Below are 13,288 nucleotides of genomic sequence, written 5' to 3'. Positions count from 1 at the left end.
TTTTTAGTCTGCTGCAGGTTATTCGATCACTTTTTAAAATCAACAGTAAATTCTTTAATAGATTACGAATTCAATTGCTATTTTTGTTTTTCACTAACAATTCCATAGCATTGAAACGCTGCGTCATCAAAATAGGCTCTAATGTACTGACCTCTCCGGGAGGAGCTCCTGACCTGGAGCGCTTGGGAGCACTGGTGGAAGAAATCGCCGAGCTGATGGCGGAGGGTGTACAGGTACTGTTGATTTCTTCAGGAGCCGTGGCCTTTGGACGGCAGTCCAAAAGTCTCCAAGGGAAAGGGAAAGCAGACCCCATCCTGCGGCGGCAGCTTTTCGCCTCTGTGGGCCAAATTCCCCTCATGCAGGCTTATGCCCATGCCTTCCAGCGATTTGGGCTAAGCATCGGGCAGCTGCTGGTCACCAAGGAAGACTTTCGAGACCGCAAGCATTATGTGCATATGCAGCGCTGTATGGAAGGATTACTCAGCCAGGGGATCGTGCCTATCCTTAATGAAAATGATGTGATCGCGATTACCGAGCTGATGTTCACCGATAATGACGAGCTCGCCTCGCTGACGGCAGCCCTCTGTCAAGCCGACACCCTGATCCTGCTGACCAATGTGGCGGGCGTGTATACGGGTGCGCCGAGTGACCCGAGCAGTCAACTTATCCGGGAGGTGCAGTCCGAAGCGCCCTTGGATGTAGAAATCGCTCAGAGCTCCAGCCTCGGGCGGGGGGGCATGGCTTCCAAGCTGGCGATGGCGCGTAAAGCTGCAGAGCTTGGCATTGGGGTTTTTATCGCGAATGGAAAGGAAGACAGGATATTAGGTAAAATTTTCCGTGGCGAGGCAATGGCCACTTTTTTCCACCCCCAAAAAAGGCAAGATGCCGCCAAACGCTGGCTGGCCTACGGTTCCTCCTACTATAAGGGGGAGGTCTGGGTAAATGCCGGTGCGCAGCAGGCACTACTTCAGCCCACAGGGGGCAGCTTGTTGCTGGTGGGTATAGAAAAAATAAACGGGCATTTCGACAAGGGGGATATCGTGCAGGTCTGTGCTCCTTCTGGGCAGGCCTTTGGCCTCGGGCGCGCAGAATATCCCGCTGAGGAGGCGGTGAGGCGTATCGGCGAACAGCATGCTCGCCCCTTTATTCATGTTAACTACTTGTATCTTTTTCATCATGACGAATACCCTACAGACACTTCAGCGCGTTAAAATAGCTTCCAAGCAGCTAAGTCCTTATGCGGATGCAGCGATTGTGCGCTGCCTGCGGCATCTCGCCCAGCTTTTAGTGGCGGAAACAGCTTTTGTTTTAGAGGCTAACCGGAAAGACTTAGAACGCATGCCTCAGGAAGATCCGCGATATGACCGCTTACTGCTGACGGCTGAGCGTATCGCCAGCATCGCCGCCTCCTTAGAAAATGTGGCGCTACTCCCCTCCCCGGTAGGGCGCTTACACGAACAGCGCCAGCTGCCGAATGGGCTTCGTCTGGAAAAGGTTAGCGTTCCTCTCGGCGTAATCGGCGTTATTTATGAAGCACGCCCGAATGTTACTATCGACGTTTTTGCGCTTGCGCTGCGCTCAGGAAACGCCTTGATTTTAAAGGGCGGCTCAGATGCACAAGCGAGTAATCAAGCACTTTTTCAGTTGATACAAACCAGTCTAAAAGCAGCAGGACTTCCTGTCGAGGCTTTTGCACTATTAGGTAGCGCACGAACAGAGACGACGGCATTACTGGAGGCAGAGGGCTTGGTGGATATCGTGATTCCGAGGGGGAGCCAAGGTCTGATCCAATATGTGCGTACACATGCTAAAGTTCCGGTCATCGAAACAGGGGCGGGCATTGTACATACTTATTGGGATGCATCCTTGCCACTGGAGGAAGCCCTTCCTGTTCTGCTCAATGCCAAAACTCGGCGTCCCAGTGTATGTAATAGCCTGGATTGCATCCTGCTAGACTCAGCTAATTTACCTCAGCTGAGTGCCTTGATACAGGCCTTTGTGGGGCATAATGTGACCCTTTATCTGGATGCGCGCGCTTGGGAAGCTTATTTGCAGCAGGCCTTTCGTTCGGCCTATGTGGAGCAGGCGCTGCCAGAACATTTCGGATGTGAATTTTTATCCCTAAAGCTGCTCATTCATGTGGTAGAGGGTGTGGATAGCGCTATCGCGCAAATCGATCGCTACAGTAGCCGACACAGTGAGGCTATCTTAAGTCATGATGCGGAGGCGGTAGCTCAGTTTCTTACGCATGTCGATGCAGCGGCGGTCTACGTGAACACCTCTACGGCGTTTACAGACGGGGAGCAGTTCGGACTGGGGGCGGAGATCGGCATCAGCACACAGAAGTTGCATGCACGCGGGCCTATGGGCCTGGAGGCGCTGTGTAGCTATAAATGGCAGGTTTTCGGATCGGGACAAGTGAGGGAGTAGTCCTCATAAGCAGCGGGTTTCCTAAATTTCACGGGAATAGTGTTTTAATGGGTATTTTTGCTTAAATTAAAAGAAAAATGTCTGTAAAAACCCGATACACCACTACCCTGTTTGGGATTTTGCTATTTTGCATACTTGAAAGCCTCTTTGCGGCGTGCTCCTTTACCCCCCCTCTTCTACCCGATGACTGTTTTACAGCACAGCAGACCGACCTAGTACGTATCGATGATGTGCTCTTTGGACCACTCCGTCAGGAACGTTGGTTGACGTCCGCGGATACGGTATCGGCTCAACAGCTATTTCTGAATTTGGCGTTTGGATTTGCTCTCGATGCAGTAGAAGATGAAGAAGTAGTGAACCCCTTGACAGCTTCGTTGTTTTCTAGGCATGTTGCTGATGCCTTAAGTAGGTCTCTAGCCAACGAAATCGGCTATTTTTTTCTCCAAGACAATAGGCGCTTAGATTGCAGTCCCATTTTTCAGGTGCAAAACGTATCGAATATCCGTATTTTTCTCTTAAGTCCCTTTGAAGACTTACAAATAGGGGATGACATAAGCTTTTTATTTGTACGAAATGATGGTTCTACGGTGCAGCGCTGGAGAGATTTTAGCCGTACCTCTCGTTTTAATCAACTGAGGTTGACGCGTATACCCAGCACTCCGGCACGCTTGCAACTTCGTTTTGAGGTTTTTACTACGACAGGAGAAAGTTTCGAATGGGCCGGTATTACTCCTGTAATTCTGCCCTAAAACAAAAAACGCGACTCGAAAGTCGCGTTTAGAGAAGATGGTGGTTGACGGTACCTCTCCTTATTGTGTTCGATAAGCACTTTGTGCAGGCGCAGGCATTTCAGCCTTACGTCTCATAAACCTGAGTCTGAACTTGATGAAGTCATAGGACAGGACGAAAAGAAGGAAGATAGCTGTCACGAAGAATACACTAAAACCAATATTCCAATAGAGGTAACCGGAGAAAACGCCGCCAGCCATATAACCCACAAGAATTGAGGACAGTAGTTTAAACTTATTTACAACAGCTTCTTGTTCGCGATATTCCTTTTTCGTAAGCATGGAGACTAGAATTCCCATATCGGTCGTGAGACCAGTTAGGTGGGTAGTCTTAACGGCGCCATTCGAAATGGTGGCTACAAGGCCATTTTGAATCCCCATAGCAAAGAGCAGTACACCAACCAAAATTTCGGTTTCCCTCAGTGTTTCACCATAGTAGTAAATGCCATAAATTCCGACCCCTACTACACATAGGATTTCAAGAATAAGGGGGATAGCATGTGAAAGATAGTTGGATTTTTTAATGGAAATCACGCAATAGTTAGACACGAAATTCCCATAGAAAAAGAGGAACAACCAAGTTCCTACGATGAGCACCTGACCCCAGTTGGCCTTGGATATTTCTTCTGCAAGAATGGCCCAAGTGCCCGTAACATTAGAGGTGAAGGCGAAGAAAATGATTAAGGAGGCTACGTTAACCATACCGGCTGCAAATGCGGTTAGGGCTCCTAGTTGAATGTTGTCTGTAAGTGAACGGGCGCTACTAAATTTTCTTAACATAATTTACTCGAATCTTTACTAATTATCAGGTTATAGGTTTGTGTAGGTCATATTCTTTCGAAAGTGAGCTTGACGATCCCTCTTGCGAATACATCTGCATGAAAATGGATTACCATACGTTCATCGGATAGCTCTCGGATTTCATACGCTTCGAACAAGTTTTCACCATGCTGAATGCGTAATAAATCTCCTCTTCTTTTGATGGTGTAGTTTGTTTTTTCCACATCTCCATCCTTCAGATAGATTTTCATGGTGCCATCCGGATTAAACTCCCACGTTTCACCCTGATGAATGATGACGCGCTCTCCGAGCAGTTCACGCGTATCTAAGAGATCATAATTAAGCTCTTGATCGCGCACGGTGGGTAATTTTTCGTATTCCCAAGCGACCTCCTTCCAGACTCCCACGATGGATTCTGAAGATTTAACTTCTTGCGACACCATGCCGTATACGAGCGACGTTCCTAACAGCAGGATCAGCACATTAGACATTACTTCTTTCATGATATATTTAGGTAATAGAGTTTTGAAACTTCATTTATATCACTATCTAAACCTAACATTGATTAAAGATCTGTGATACAATCATTATAATTCCTACCATTTTTGTAGGGTTTTAGATATAATTTCTTCGTGCATTACAAAAATACACTTATAAATTAATAACAAGCTCTAAACTACCTACGGAAACATTTTGTTCTCGGTTTTCAAAATCTGTTAAAAAAAAATTAGAAAATTTTATCGTGCGCTTACACGCCATACAAGCCACATAATCAAGGGGTGTAGGACGATAAGACGCATCCAAGCCACCCACATAGGCACGCATAAGCCATCGTATACACAAGCCCCCTGCTGAATAAAATAAATGTGAGAGCTTACGAAAAGTAAGAGCAATACCTGTAGTGCCCAGCCTGCCCACTGACGGTATTTCGTGAGTAGCAAGCCTATGCCCGCTAGCACTTCCCATACACCAGAAAGTGCATTTAATACGCTGGGGAAGGGTAAATAGTCTGGAATGAGAGGGAGATAAAAATCAGGCATAACAAAGTGATTCACACCTGCTACGATAAAAAAGCCTGCCGCCACGATCCGCCAAAGAAAGATACTCATGAGCAAAAGAACGAAAAAACAACGAGGAGGTTGTAAATTATCGAAACGTTCTTTGAGCGTCAAGTCTTTAGCCGTGTGCGCCAAGTACTATATGAAGGCCATATGAGCAAACCGTTAAAAAAGCTTCATCTCGGTAGAAAAAAAGTTTTTCTTATCTTTGGACAACTTGAAACGACGTAACACGCCTAATCTTAACATTCTCATGAAAAGAAGAGACTTCTTTAAAAATGGCTTTTTAACCACTTTAGGGCTCGGCGCGCTGGGTACCGCATCTCCTGCATTCGCTGAAAAGTTCCATACTCGAAAGGGGGAAGCTAAAAACATCATCTTTCTAGTCAGTGATGGTATGAGCCATGGCACACTAAACATGGCTAATATATTAATGAAACATAAATTAGGCCGTACCAGCTCATGGATCACTGCTTATGAACAAGGGATCATGCGCAGAGGGCTCATGGATACACAGTCGGCTAACTCCTGGATAACGGACTCTGCAGCTGCAGGTTCTGCCTGGGGCGGTGGTATGCGGGTAAATAATGGCGCGCTCAATGTAGGTCCTAATGGAGAACGCCCCACTCCTATCTTGCAGAAATTTAAAGCCGCCGGAAAAGCGGTGGGTTGTGTCACCTCAGTAACCATCACCCATGCCACACCTGCGGCTTTTTGTGTAAATAGCAATAGTCGGAATTCACAGCCGGAAATCGCTGTAGATTACCTCGATTTACGTTTCGACGTGATGATGGGAGGCGGGGCAAATTTCTTTGCGCCTGCGGCGCGCAAAGACGAGCGAAACTTATTTAAAGAGTTTTCAGACGCAGGCTTTCATGTCGCTCGGACGAAGGCGGAGATGCTTTCCAGTGATGGAACAAAACCCTTATTAGGCGTTTTTTCGGACGATGGTCTGCCTTATGCCGTAGATCGGGAAAATGACCCTGAATTAAAACAGAAAGTACCCAGCTTAGCAGAAATGACGCGCTTAGCCATTCAAAACCTATCGAAAAACCCAAATGGCTTCGTGATGCAGGTGGAAGGCGGCAAAGTGGACTGGGCGGCGCATGCCAATGATGCCCCTGCACTTATTTACGATCAAGTGGATTTCGATGAGGCCCTAGCAGTGGCCTTGGATTTCGCAGCCGAAAACGGCGAAACCTTAGTAGTCGCGACCACGGATCACGGAAATGCGAACCCGGGTCTATTTTACGGCTCGAAGGCAAATGAAAACTTCGAAAAGCTTTTTTCTACGACAGCTTCGAATGAGTGGGTCCTGAATCAAATCACACAAAACTATACACCCGCTCAAGTTATCGAATTAATCGAGGCCAAACAGCGTATCGTGCTAAATGAAGAGGATGCCAAGGCGATTCTATCTCGCTACAACAAGGACAGCAAGGAGCTTTATAACCCTGGAAACCTGCCCTTCGCTGATTTTGCAGCGATGCAGGCCAAGCATACCAACGTGCAGTGGGCAGGCACGAATCACTCTGCGGACCATGTGGAACTCGCTATGTTCGGGCCGGGAGCGGAAGCGATGCCGCATTTTATGGAAAATTACCGCATGCATCAGTTCCTCCTGGAGGCTGCAGGCGTCACGGCAGGTTAAATTAGTAATTTACTTAGATAAGCTTTTGGCTTAGCGAAAATAAAGAAAGTTGGCTCCCCATTTGGGTGTGCCAACTTTCTTTATTTTTGGCCCTGCCAGGCCAAAAATAAAGCGCCTTATTTCTGCTGTAATTTCTGCTTCCAGTTCGGATCATAAGAAAGCTTACCTACCCCATAGAGGTAAAGCACCTTCGAATAGCGGAGCATGAATGGGGTCAATAAGGCATTAGCCACGACGATAACCACGCCATACACCCAAAGCTCTTGGCGACCTACCAATACATTAATGGCTACCATTCCCGTGATAACCAAGGCTACGGAAAAGGCGTAGCTGATATACATAGCCCCATAATAGAAGTCTGGCTCAGGTGTGAGCACCGACTGACAAGTTGGGCATTTATGATGTACATCAGAAAGCTTACGGTAACTGTAAAGCGATGCTGGAAAAAGAGAGCCAGTTCTACAGTTGGGACACTTGCCTCCAAGCATAGCAGAGACTAAGGATGTGGTTTCAGGGGTGTTCTTACTACTCATACAGTAAAGATACAACTTAATGCCTAGGATCTTGGTGACTGCCATCACGAAAAAAACGAAGGATGTCTACACACCTAAACTCTAATAGGAATATAATTTAATTACCCTACGCAAGTGGGCATTTTTTTGTAATATTGTAGGATGAGTCAAAAGCGTATACTCGGTTTACCTAAAAAATTCATTCAGGGGATGAAGTACCTTCTCTTAGTGAATTTCATCAACCTGAGCGCTAATTTTTATCATGCTTCCTTACAGGATTCGGCTCTTTTAGGACACCACGATCCGATCGACTCCTTAGCAGAGCTAGTGCTGGAGTATGTCTTTGAAATGGATGAAGAGACCATTCCTGACACCGAAGTCCCCCATGAAAAAAGAAAGTTGTCGGATGTAAAAATTCGTTTAGAAGCCCTTTTCCTGAGCCTATCTCCTGCACTCCACGGCCAAAGTCGTGCCTACAGAATGCCTGTAACCGAAACCCTACACTACCAACTTTTTTTCGAGGTACTCTCTCCTCCCCCGAAAGGTTAAGACATAGCTGGCGGAATGCCTGAGGCACCGCCCATTTACCCACTGATCTACACGTGGAAAAAAAATAATGTCTTTTACCTTAAATTCGAATTCCTATGTCCCTCTCACGGATTCTGAGGGTGTTCATCACATGCATGACACTCTACAGCTCATCCTTACATGCACAAGATAAAAACACGACGGAAAAAGTCGAACCGGTAGCGGATAGCGCAGCCGTAGAAACGAAAGAAAAGCTTATCGAGGAGCTGAAATACATTAAACAGCCCGGGCTGGCGAATGCTGCCTCTAAAATTTATCATGCCGACCGGCGCTACTCGATCAGCGGTTTCTTAGAACTTAATAGTGTAAGCTTTTTAGGGGATCGTACCCGCGGTGATGATTTGGAGCTTAACTATACCAATCTATACCGCTTAGGACTCTATTTTGGCTATAAAATTACCGATAAGCTTATTTTTAACTCTGAACTTCAGGCGGAACTCTTGCATGATGGCTTTCAAGAGCTAGGAACCGAGCTGAACTTCGAATGGATCTTTGATTATCTTTTAGCTCCACATTTTAATGTACGTGTGGGTAACTATCCCGTACCCATCGGCTATGTAAATATCAATGAGGAGCCTACGGCCTTTTATTCCGTTAATCGCCCGGAGGTAGAGCGCCTGATTTCCCCTACCCAGTGGCTAGAAACGGGAGTTTTGTTGTACGGTAGTGTTTTAGGAGGGCGCTGGGAATACAATGCTGGGATCACAAAGGGGCTTGATGCAGCTGAAATGGTGGAAGGAACGTGGATCCGAAGAGGACGCTTTCATACATTGGATTTTAACGGCCTGGCGGCCAATGGAAAAGTAGAATATACTGGAAATGAGCGCGTTAAATTTGGGCTTAGCGGCTACTACGGAAATGCTGGAAGGGGACGTATGCTGCCCGATGGCACTTCCCTAGATCCTATTGTACAGCTGTACAGCCTATTTGCGGGCTATGAATGGAAAGATTTCTCTTTATTCGGGCTGGCGATGACAGGTAACATGACACAAACCGACCGTCTTTTCCTTCTTTCCCAGCAACTTATCGGTCGAGAAACTTTCGGTTATTATACAGAAGCGCGCTACAACCTTTTTCGCTTATTTCCGAATAAAGCGCTAAAAGGCAGTCTTCCTTTTTGGGTGCGCTATGAACGACTAGATACCCATGCGGGAATCGCCTCTGGCTTAGATGCCATAAACTTCGAACGTCAAAACCTAGAAATCATAAGCATTGGAGCGAATTACCGACCGAAAAGAAACCTTGTCTTTAAGGGCAACTATCAGTTCCGCAGCAACCTTGCCCCACAGGGCTTTCAGGAAGCTGATCGTATAGAATTTGGGATCGGCCTAATTTTCTAGGTCTTAACAGTTTTTAACTCCTAATTGTGGAAAAAAGCAAGTAAAATTGCGCCGTTTTAAAACGATCATGAAAAAAACCATCTTCTTCAGTATCCTTATGCTTAGTAGCATGTGGGGGTTTAGTCAGCAGTCCGAACTGGACAGTGCGAAAATGGAGCGCATGCTTTTAGATAGCATGTTTATCGCCGAAGTGGAAGATCAACCACGTTTAAAGCCTAAGGTCCTCCACGCGGAACCGCTGTACATCGATCTTATCCGTGACCTTGGAGCACGCAAAGGTGAAAAGGAGTGGAACATAGGTGCCGGTATGACGGATCGCAGAGGATTTACGGAGTTCGAAACGCTTATCGAATACGAGTGGGCGCCTATAGATCGACTGGGATTGGAAATAGAAGTCCCTGTCACCTTATATTCTGCTAACCGTAACTTCCCCGAAAACGCCCGGCCAGAAGTGCCGTCTAATCGAGTAGAATCGCTTAAGCTGGCTGCACAGTGGTCTTTTTTCGTGTCTGAAAAGGCCAAAACGACATTGGCTTTAGGATACATCCATGAATTCGAGTTCGTAGACCTGAATCAGATCACACGGGATAATGTCTTCAAAGGGAATATTTATAATCCCTTCTTGATCGCTGCCAAGCGCTGGGGATCGAACTACCATACCCTGCTCTACACGGGACCACGCGTAATCCGCGACTTTGGCCAGCGAAGTGAGGTAGTGTATGAAATAAACAGCAACTTTCATTACATGATCACCGGAACGCGTAATTTCATAGGAGTGGAAGTAAACTCTGAAGTACACTCCTTTGGTATCAGCCATGTCCTTCGACCACAGATGCGGCTGGGACTAGCTGAAAATTTACTCATCGGTATTGTGACGGGAATACCGGTCAACAGAAATGAATTCGTAGGGCTCAGCTCCTTCATGCGTATCATTTATGAACCTGGTTTCAGAACCTTCCACAAATAAGGGGATAGGCTGAAAAAATTCGGTTCATACAAGCCAAAAAAGGTGGCAGCTAAATACGCTGTCACCTTTTTTGGCTTGTATGAGAACCTTGGGCCGCGTCTACGGGAACCCTCTGCCGCATCTGGCTTATTTTGTTTAAGGAAAATAGAATACAGCTTCCACTTTTAGGCGTCGTGCTCATCTAATTCGAAAAGGGCATAATCCTTCCCCTTTCCGTAGCGTAGAAGCTCTTCCAGGGTATATTTTTCCGTGGTATCGAGATCTAATACCTCAAAATCCTCTCTACTGATTCGTGCGAGTACTTTTAGTCTCCTGTTTTCTCCGTAATTTTTAAAGGAATAACATCTTCCCACACGTAAATTATCTAATGCTATGGCCATTTAGGTGTCAAGTTCTAATAAGCGGATGCGTTTCATCGGCCCGGGACAGTAGGTGGCATGACATGCCAAGCAGGTCTCTAGGATGGCCTTGTAGTGATTTCCCAATAAAACGCTATCTGTTTCCTCATTGAATCGTTTAATCTGGGAGATATAGAGATCAGCATAATGGGAAAAGGTCGCCGTTTTCACTTTCGGATCGGTAGGCCGTGCCTCCATCCAAGAGATATGCTGCTCGATGTCTATCGGAATTCTATTGCCTTCTCGTAGCGCATCGCGTACCACTTCGAACTCTTCGAAAAGCCCTCTCATCGCCCAAGCTAGGGGGGCACTTTCATTCGGGTAGCGAATAGTGGAGGGCTCACTTGGCTCATGGACGGGAACCTCTTGTAGCTCGTTTTGCTGCTCTGCAGCGCAGGCGACGAAGACCGCCCATAACAGCATGCCATAGAAAATCCCTGCGGCAGGCTTACGACTTAGCCGTCTTAACGATGACACCATGGGCTTCAAAGCTTAGTTCTTCTTTATCTGAAGTGATTTTAGCGATTTCTTCCTCAGAAGCACCTGCATCTTCTGCATAATGCCGAAGGGTGGCCACATCGGTGGTTTGTATGCTACCTACCCCTTCCATGACCACATAAGCACCGTGCGCATCTGTCGGAACGAAGAAGCCATAGTCCTTAAAGGTAACGCGGACGAGCTGCTCACCCGGAAGTTCCAAGGTCATCCAGCAGCCTTTTTTAGTACAGACGTCGACGATTTTCCCGGCTACACGGCCAGAAAACGATCCCGTTTGCCGTAACTCACGCACCATTTCCGCTGTAGTAACCGCTTCTTCCTCTCGAATAGGGGCACCAAAATTCCCAACGAGCTCCATTTGGTCCTCAACTGCTCTATCGGTCTTTTCTTGTGCTTCTTTGGGCTGACAGGCGAATGCCAAACATACCGCTAAGATAAGGCTGCTTTTTTTCATGCTTTTAGTTTTTAATGCGCTAAAGATACTGCTTTACTTTAACTTGTCGGCGAAGACCTCCCGAAATTTCTCCACCTTAGGACGTATAACCACCTGGCAATAAGGCTGAGCCCCATTATCTTTAAAATAGTTTTGATGGTAGTCCTCTGCTACATAGAAGTTGGTAAAAGGGGTAATTTCCGTCACGATCGGATTCGGAAAGGCACCCGATTTATCTAATGCTTGCTTTAACTGCTCAGCTAAGGCGCGCTGCTCGTCGGAATGATAAAAGATAGCCGATCGATACTGAGGACCTACATCCGCACCCTGACGGTTTAAAGTAGTCGGGTCATGCGTGGACCAGAAGATTTCGAGCACCTCCTTAAAAGAAATTATTTTCGGATCAAAGTAAAACTGGATGACCTCAGCATGCCCCGTAGTAGCGCTCGTCACTTGCCGATAGCTCGGCTTTTCGATATGTCCTCCGCTATACCCGGAGCGCACCTCATGCACCCCTTTTAGATCTTGATAAATCGCCTCTATACACCAGAAGCAGCCAGAACCTAAAGTGGCTACTTCCATGCCTGCTGGCACTTGAACTTGTGTTTTCGGGAGCGCTGATGTTTGCATGGTTTTCGTCACTGTTTTTTGGGCCGCAGCCCCAAAGGGATTTCCGAAGAAGACGAACAGAAACCCGATTAGAATGGACCTATTTTTCATAAATGAATTTTTACTTTTAACATAAGCGATGGCGAAAGAGTTTAACTTAACGCTTAGCAATTCGAATCGGACCCTTTACGGGAGCATCTTTAGGTACCGGCTTTCCATTTTGTAGGATTCGGATGACATCTTCTCGGTAAAGCTCAAAGGCCGCCTCCTGAACGGTATCCATAAAATGGCGCCAGTCCTGCGGGAAAAGCCATCTGGCTATCTCTGAGGGGCAAAAGGATCCCTCTCTACCCCTTTTTTCAGCTAAAAAAACGATCGCCTCATGAACGATTCGGGCATTTATACCAGCTTTTGTGCTCATCCTTGGCAAACCATAATAAAGGCAGGCGGGAAATTACGTAGGGTAAAAGAAGTAGAAATCTGCTTGAAATGTTTGGCAAATTGAAAGCGAAGCAGATACGAGTAGCAAATCTGGATAAATTTACCCTGATGTTTTACCGCCGAGCGACTTTTCGTGTAAATCTGCTGGCGACTTTCTTTCGGGATCAGGCTAAAGGGTAAAGAGGATAAAATCAAATCCGCCCGCTTTCCACGCAGGTAGCGATCTAAGTGTTCAGCACTGTCGCAGATGATTTTAATGTTCTTCTGTGGAAATTCCAGCTCCAGGTTATCACAGAACTCCTTACTAATTTCAAACACCAAGAGGGTCGCATCCGGATCCATCCGTTCGATTATACCCCGCGTGATACTCCCATCACCGCCGCCAAGCTCCACGATCATTTTCGCCCCCTTGAAATCTGCATAGGACAACATCTTGTCTACTAATGCTTTCGAACTAAAGGTAATGGCTCCTGTGGTACCGATGTTCGTATATAATTCTTTAAACAATTCTTTCTTTTCCATATAAATCAAAACACGTCCGCCTAAAAACAGCGCTTTTTATTTTTTTCAGCTCATAAGGTACTGAAAAATTTTGAATACCTATTCTAACGATACACTCTTTTAACCCTCCTTTTGTAGGCTTTGTTTGGAAAGAAAAGACCGCACACTGTAAGAAACCCTTCATTTATTCCACTGATGGACATTATTTTCCTTTCCTACCATATTCGGGAATTGGCAACACAAAACAGTATCTGCATGCTGGTTCTTTTCTTATCTTCATGCCTATTTAACTGT

17 protein-coding genes are annotated in these 13,288 nt (G+C 46.3%); 7 read left to right on the top strand and 10 right to left on the bottom strand.

Features of this window, described 5'->3' with window-relative positions; all coding sequences use genetic code 11:
- The first annotated feature begins 110 nt into the window (after positions 1-110).
- The 3 genes from proB (at position 111) to ACXIT9_RS11630 (ending at position 3,179) form a co-directional block, all read left to right on the top strand.
- Positions 111-1,211 (top strand): glutamate 5-kinase, encoded by a 1,101-nt coding sequence (gene proB / locus ACXIT9_RS11640; RefSeq protein WP_458056405.1) that lies wholly within the window; start codon positions 111-113, stop codon positions 1,209-1,211.
- Positions 1,177-2,430, top strand: coding sequence for a glutamate-5-semialdehyde dehydrogenase (locus ACXIT9_RS11635; protein WP_458056404.1), 1,254 nt, complete (start codon positions 1,177-1,179; stop codon positions 2,428-2,430). The genes proB and ACXIT9_RS11635 overlap by 35 nt, the downstream gene beginning before the upstream one ends.
- Before the next feature lie 77 nt (positions 2,431-2,507).
- On the top strand, positions 2,508-3,179 hold the full coding sequence (locus ACXIT9_RS11630; protein WP_458056403.1) for a hypothetical protein: 672 nt from the start codon (positions 2,508-2,510) through the stop codon (positions 3,177-3,179).
- Positions 3,180-3,239: 60 nt separating this feature from the next.
- Here ACXIT9_RS11630 and ACXIT9_RS11625 read toward each other — a convergent pair whose 3' ends face one another.
- The 3 genes from ACXIT9_RS11625 to ACXIT9_RS11615 all read right to left on the bottom strand — a co-directional run bounded on the left by ACXIT9_RS11625 (position 3,240) and on the right by ACXIT9_RS11615 (position 5,107).
- Positions 3,240-3,998 carry a YoaK family protein gene (locus ACXIT9_RS11625; protein WP_458056402.1) on the bottom strand — a complete coding sequence of 253 codons (759 nt, stop codon included), beginning with the start codon at positions 3,996-3,998 and terminating at the stop codon, positions 3,240-3,242.
- 47 nt (positions 3,999-4,045) lie between these two features.
- Complete coding sequence (locus tag ACXIT9_RS11620; protein WP_458056401.1) at positions 4,046-4,501, bottom strand: lipocalin family protein; 456 nt, start codon at positions 4,499-4,501, stop codon at positions 4,046-4,048.
- Positions 4,502-4,735: 234 nt separating this feature from the next.
- Positions 4,736-5,107 carry a DoxX family protein gene (locus ACXIT9_RS11615; RefSeq protein WP_458056400.1) on the bottom strand — a complete coding sequence of 124 codons (372 nt, stop codon included), beginning with the start codon at positions 5,105-5,107 and terminating at the stop codon, positions 4,736-4,738.
- A gap of 202 nt (positions 5,108-5,309) precedes the next feature.
- Here ACXIT9_RS11615 and ACXIT9_RS11610 point away from each other — a divergent pair, with 202 nt between their 5' ends.
- On the top strand, positions 5,310-6,707 hold the full coding sequence (locus ACXIT9_RS11610; RefSeq protein ID WP_458056399.1) for an alkaline phosphatase: 1,398 nt from the start codon (positions 5,310-5,312) through the stop codon (positions 6,705-6,707).
- 116 nt (positions 6,708-6,823) lie between these two features.
- On the opposite strand, the gene ACXIT9_RS11605 is transcribed toward ACXIT9_RS11610, so the two are convergent.
- Positions 6,824-7,240: a DUF983 domain-containing protein gene (locus tag ACXIT9_RS11605; protein ID WP_458056398.1), complete on the bottom strand. Its 417-nt coding sequence runs from the start codon at positions 7,238-7,240 to the stop codon at positions 6,824-6,826.
- Positions 7,241-7,429: 189 nt separating this feature from the next.
- Here ACXIT9_RS11605 and ACXIT9_RS11600 point away from each other — a divergent pair, with 189 nt between their 5' ends.
- The 3 genes from ACXIT9_RS11600 to ACXIT9_RS11590 all read left to right on the top strand — a co-directional run bounded on the left by ACXIT9_RS11600 (position 7,430) and on the right by ACXIT9_RS11590 (position 10,114).
- On the top strand, positions 7,430-7,768 hold the full coding sequence (locus tag ACXIT9_RS11600) for a hypothetical protein (RefSeq protein WP_458056397.1): 339 nt from the start codon (positions 7,430-7,432) through the stop codon (positions 7,766-7,768).
- A gap of 95 nt (positions 7,769-7,863) precedes the next feature.
- Complete coding sequence (locus ACXIT9_RS11595; RefSeq protein WP_458056396.1) at positions 7,864-9,147, top strand: hypothetical protein; 1,284 nt, start codon at positions 7,864-7,866, stop codon at positions 9,145-9,147.
- Positions 9,148-9,214: 67 nt separating this feature from the next.
- The gene (locus tag ACXIT9_RS11590) at positions 9,215-10,114 is read left to right on the top strand and encodes an HAEPLYID family protein (protein ID WP_458056395.1); all 900 of its coding nucleotides are present in this window, start codon (positions 9,215-9,217) and stop codon (positions 10,112-10,114) included.
- Between the two features lie 164 nt (positions 10,115-10,278).
- On the opposite strand, the gene ACXIT9_RS11585 is transcribed toward ACXIT9_RS11590, so the two are convergent.
- The 6 genes from ACXIT9_RS11585 to ACXIT9_RS11560 are packed head-to-tail and all read right to left on the bottom strand — an operon-like array spanning position 10,279 to position 13,015.
- Positions 10,279-10,494: a hypothetical protein gene (locus tag ACXIT9_RS11585; protein ID WP_458056394.1), complete on the bottom strand. Its 216-nt coding sequence runs from the start codon at positions 10,492-10,494 to the stop codon at positions 10,279-10,281.
- Positions 10,495-10,992, bottom strand: coding sequence for a hypothetical protein (locus ACXIT9_RS11580; protein WP_458056393.1), 498 nt, complete (start codon positions 10,990-10,992; stop codon positions 10,495-10,497). It abuts the gene before it with no gap.
- A complete protein-coding gene (locus ACXIT9_RS11575) occupies positions 10,961-11,464 on the bottom strand; it encodes a DUF4920 domain-containing protein (RefSeq protein WP_458056392.1) in 504 nt (167 codons plus the stop codon). Before ACXIT9_RS11575 ends, ACXIT9_RS11580 begins: the two co-directional genes overlap by 32 nt.
- 33 nt (positions 11,465-11,497) lie before the next feature.
- Positions 11,498-12,163 (bottom strand): peptide-methionine (S)-S-oxide reductase MsrA, encoded by a 666-nt coding sequence (gene msrA / locus ACXIT9_RS11570; RefSeq protein ID WP_458056391.1) that lies wholly within the window; start codon positions 12,161-12,163, stop codon positions 11,498-11,500.
- A gap of 46 nt (positions 12,164-12,209) precedes the next feature.
- On the bottom strand, positions 12,210-12,473 hold the full coding sequence (locus tag ACXIT9_RS11565; RefSeq protein WP_458056390.1) for a DUF3253 domain-containing protein: 264 nt from the start codon (positions 12,471-12,473) through the stop codon (positions 12,210-12,212).
- Positions 12,470-13,015: a class I SAM-dependent methyltransferase gene (locus ACXIT9_RS11560; protein ID WP_458056389.1), complete on the bottom strand. Its 546-nt coding sequence runs from the start codon at positions 13,013-13,015 to the stop codon at positions 12,470-12,472. The genes ACXIT9_RS11565 and ACXIT9_RS11560 overlap by 4 nt, the downstream gene beginning before the upstream one ends.
- Between the last annotated feature and the right edge of the window lie 273 nt (positions 13,016-13,288).

Source organism: Nitritalea sp. (assembly GCF_054166705.1).
The sequence above is the reverse complement of the archived record's forward strand: the minus strand, read 5'-3'. Positions and strand labels throughout refer to the sequence as shown.

Coding starts and splice junctions, on each gene's coding strand:
- ACXIT9_RS11635 (WP_458056404.1), top strand. CDS start 1,177: ATGACGAATACCCTACAGACACTTCAGCGCGTTAAAATAGCTTCCAAG.
- ACXIT9_RS11630 (WP_458056403.1), top strand. CDS start 2,508: ATGTCTGTAAAAACCCGATACACCACTACCCTGTTTGGGATTTTGCTA.
- ACXIT9_RS11625 (WP_458056402.1), bottom strand. CDS start 3,998: ATGTTAAGAAAATTTAGTAGCGCCCGTTCACTTACAGACAACATTCAA.
- ACXIT9_RS11620 (WP_458056401.1), bottom strand. CDS start 4,501: ATGAAAGAAGTAATGTCTAATGTGCTGATCCTGCTGTTAGGAACGTCG.
- ACXIT9_RS11615 (WP_458056400.1), bottom strand. CDS start 5,107: ATGAGTATCTTTCTTTGGCGGATCGTGGCGGCAGGCTTTTTTATCGTA.
- ACXIT9_RS11610 (WP_458056399.1), top strand. CDS start 5,310: ATGAAAAGAAGAGACTTCTTTAAAAATGGCTTTTTAACCACTTTAGGG.
- ACXIT9_RS11605 (WP_458056398.1), bottom strand. CDS start 7,240: ATGAGTAGTAAGAACACCCCTGAAACCACATCCTTAGTCTCTGCTATG.
- ACXIT9_RS11600 (WP_458056397.1), top strand. CDS start 7,430: ATGAAGTACCTTCTCTTAGTGAATTTCATCAACCTGAGCGCTAATTTT.
- ACXIT9_RS11595 (WP_458056396.1), top strand. CDS start 7,864: ATGTCCCTCTCACGGATTCTGAGGGTGTTCATCACATGCATGACACTC.
- ACXIT9_RS11590 (WP_458056395.1), top strand. CDS start 9,215: ATGAAAAAAACCATCTTCTTCAGTATCCTTATGCTTAGTAGCATGTGG.
- ACXIT9_RS11585 (WP_458056394.1), bottom strand. CDS start 10,494: ATGGCCATAGCATTAGATAATTTACGTGTGGGAAGATGTTATTCCTTT.
- ACXIT9_RS11580 (WP_458056393.1), bottom strand. CDS start 10,992: ATGGTGTCATCGTTAAGACGGCTAAGTCGTAAGCCTGCCGCAGGGATT.
- ACXIT9_RS11575 (WP_458056392.1), bottom strand. CDS start 11,464: ATGAAAAAAAGCAGCCTTATCTTAGCGGTATGTTTGGCATTCGCCTGT.
- msrA (WP_458056391.1), bottom strand. CDS start 12,163: ATGAAAAATAGGTCCATTCTAATCGGGTTTCTGTTCGTCTTCTTCGGA.
- ACXIT9_RS11565 (WP_458056390.1), bottom strand. CDS start 12,473: ATGAGCACAAAAGCTGGTATAAATGCCCGAATCGTTCATGAGGCGATC.
- ACXIT9_RS11560 (WP_458056389.1), bottom strand. CDS start 13,015: ATGGAAAAGAAAGAATTGTTTAAAGAATTATATACGAACATCGGTACC.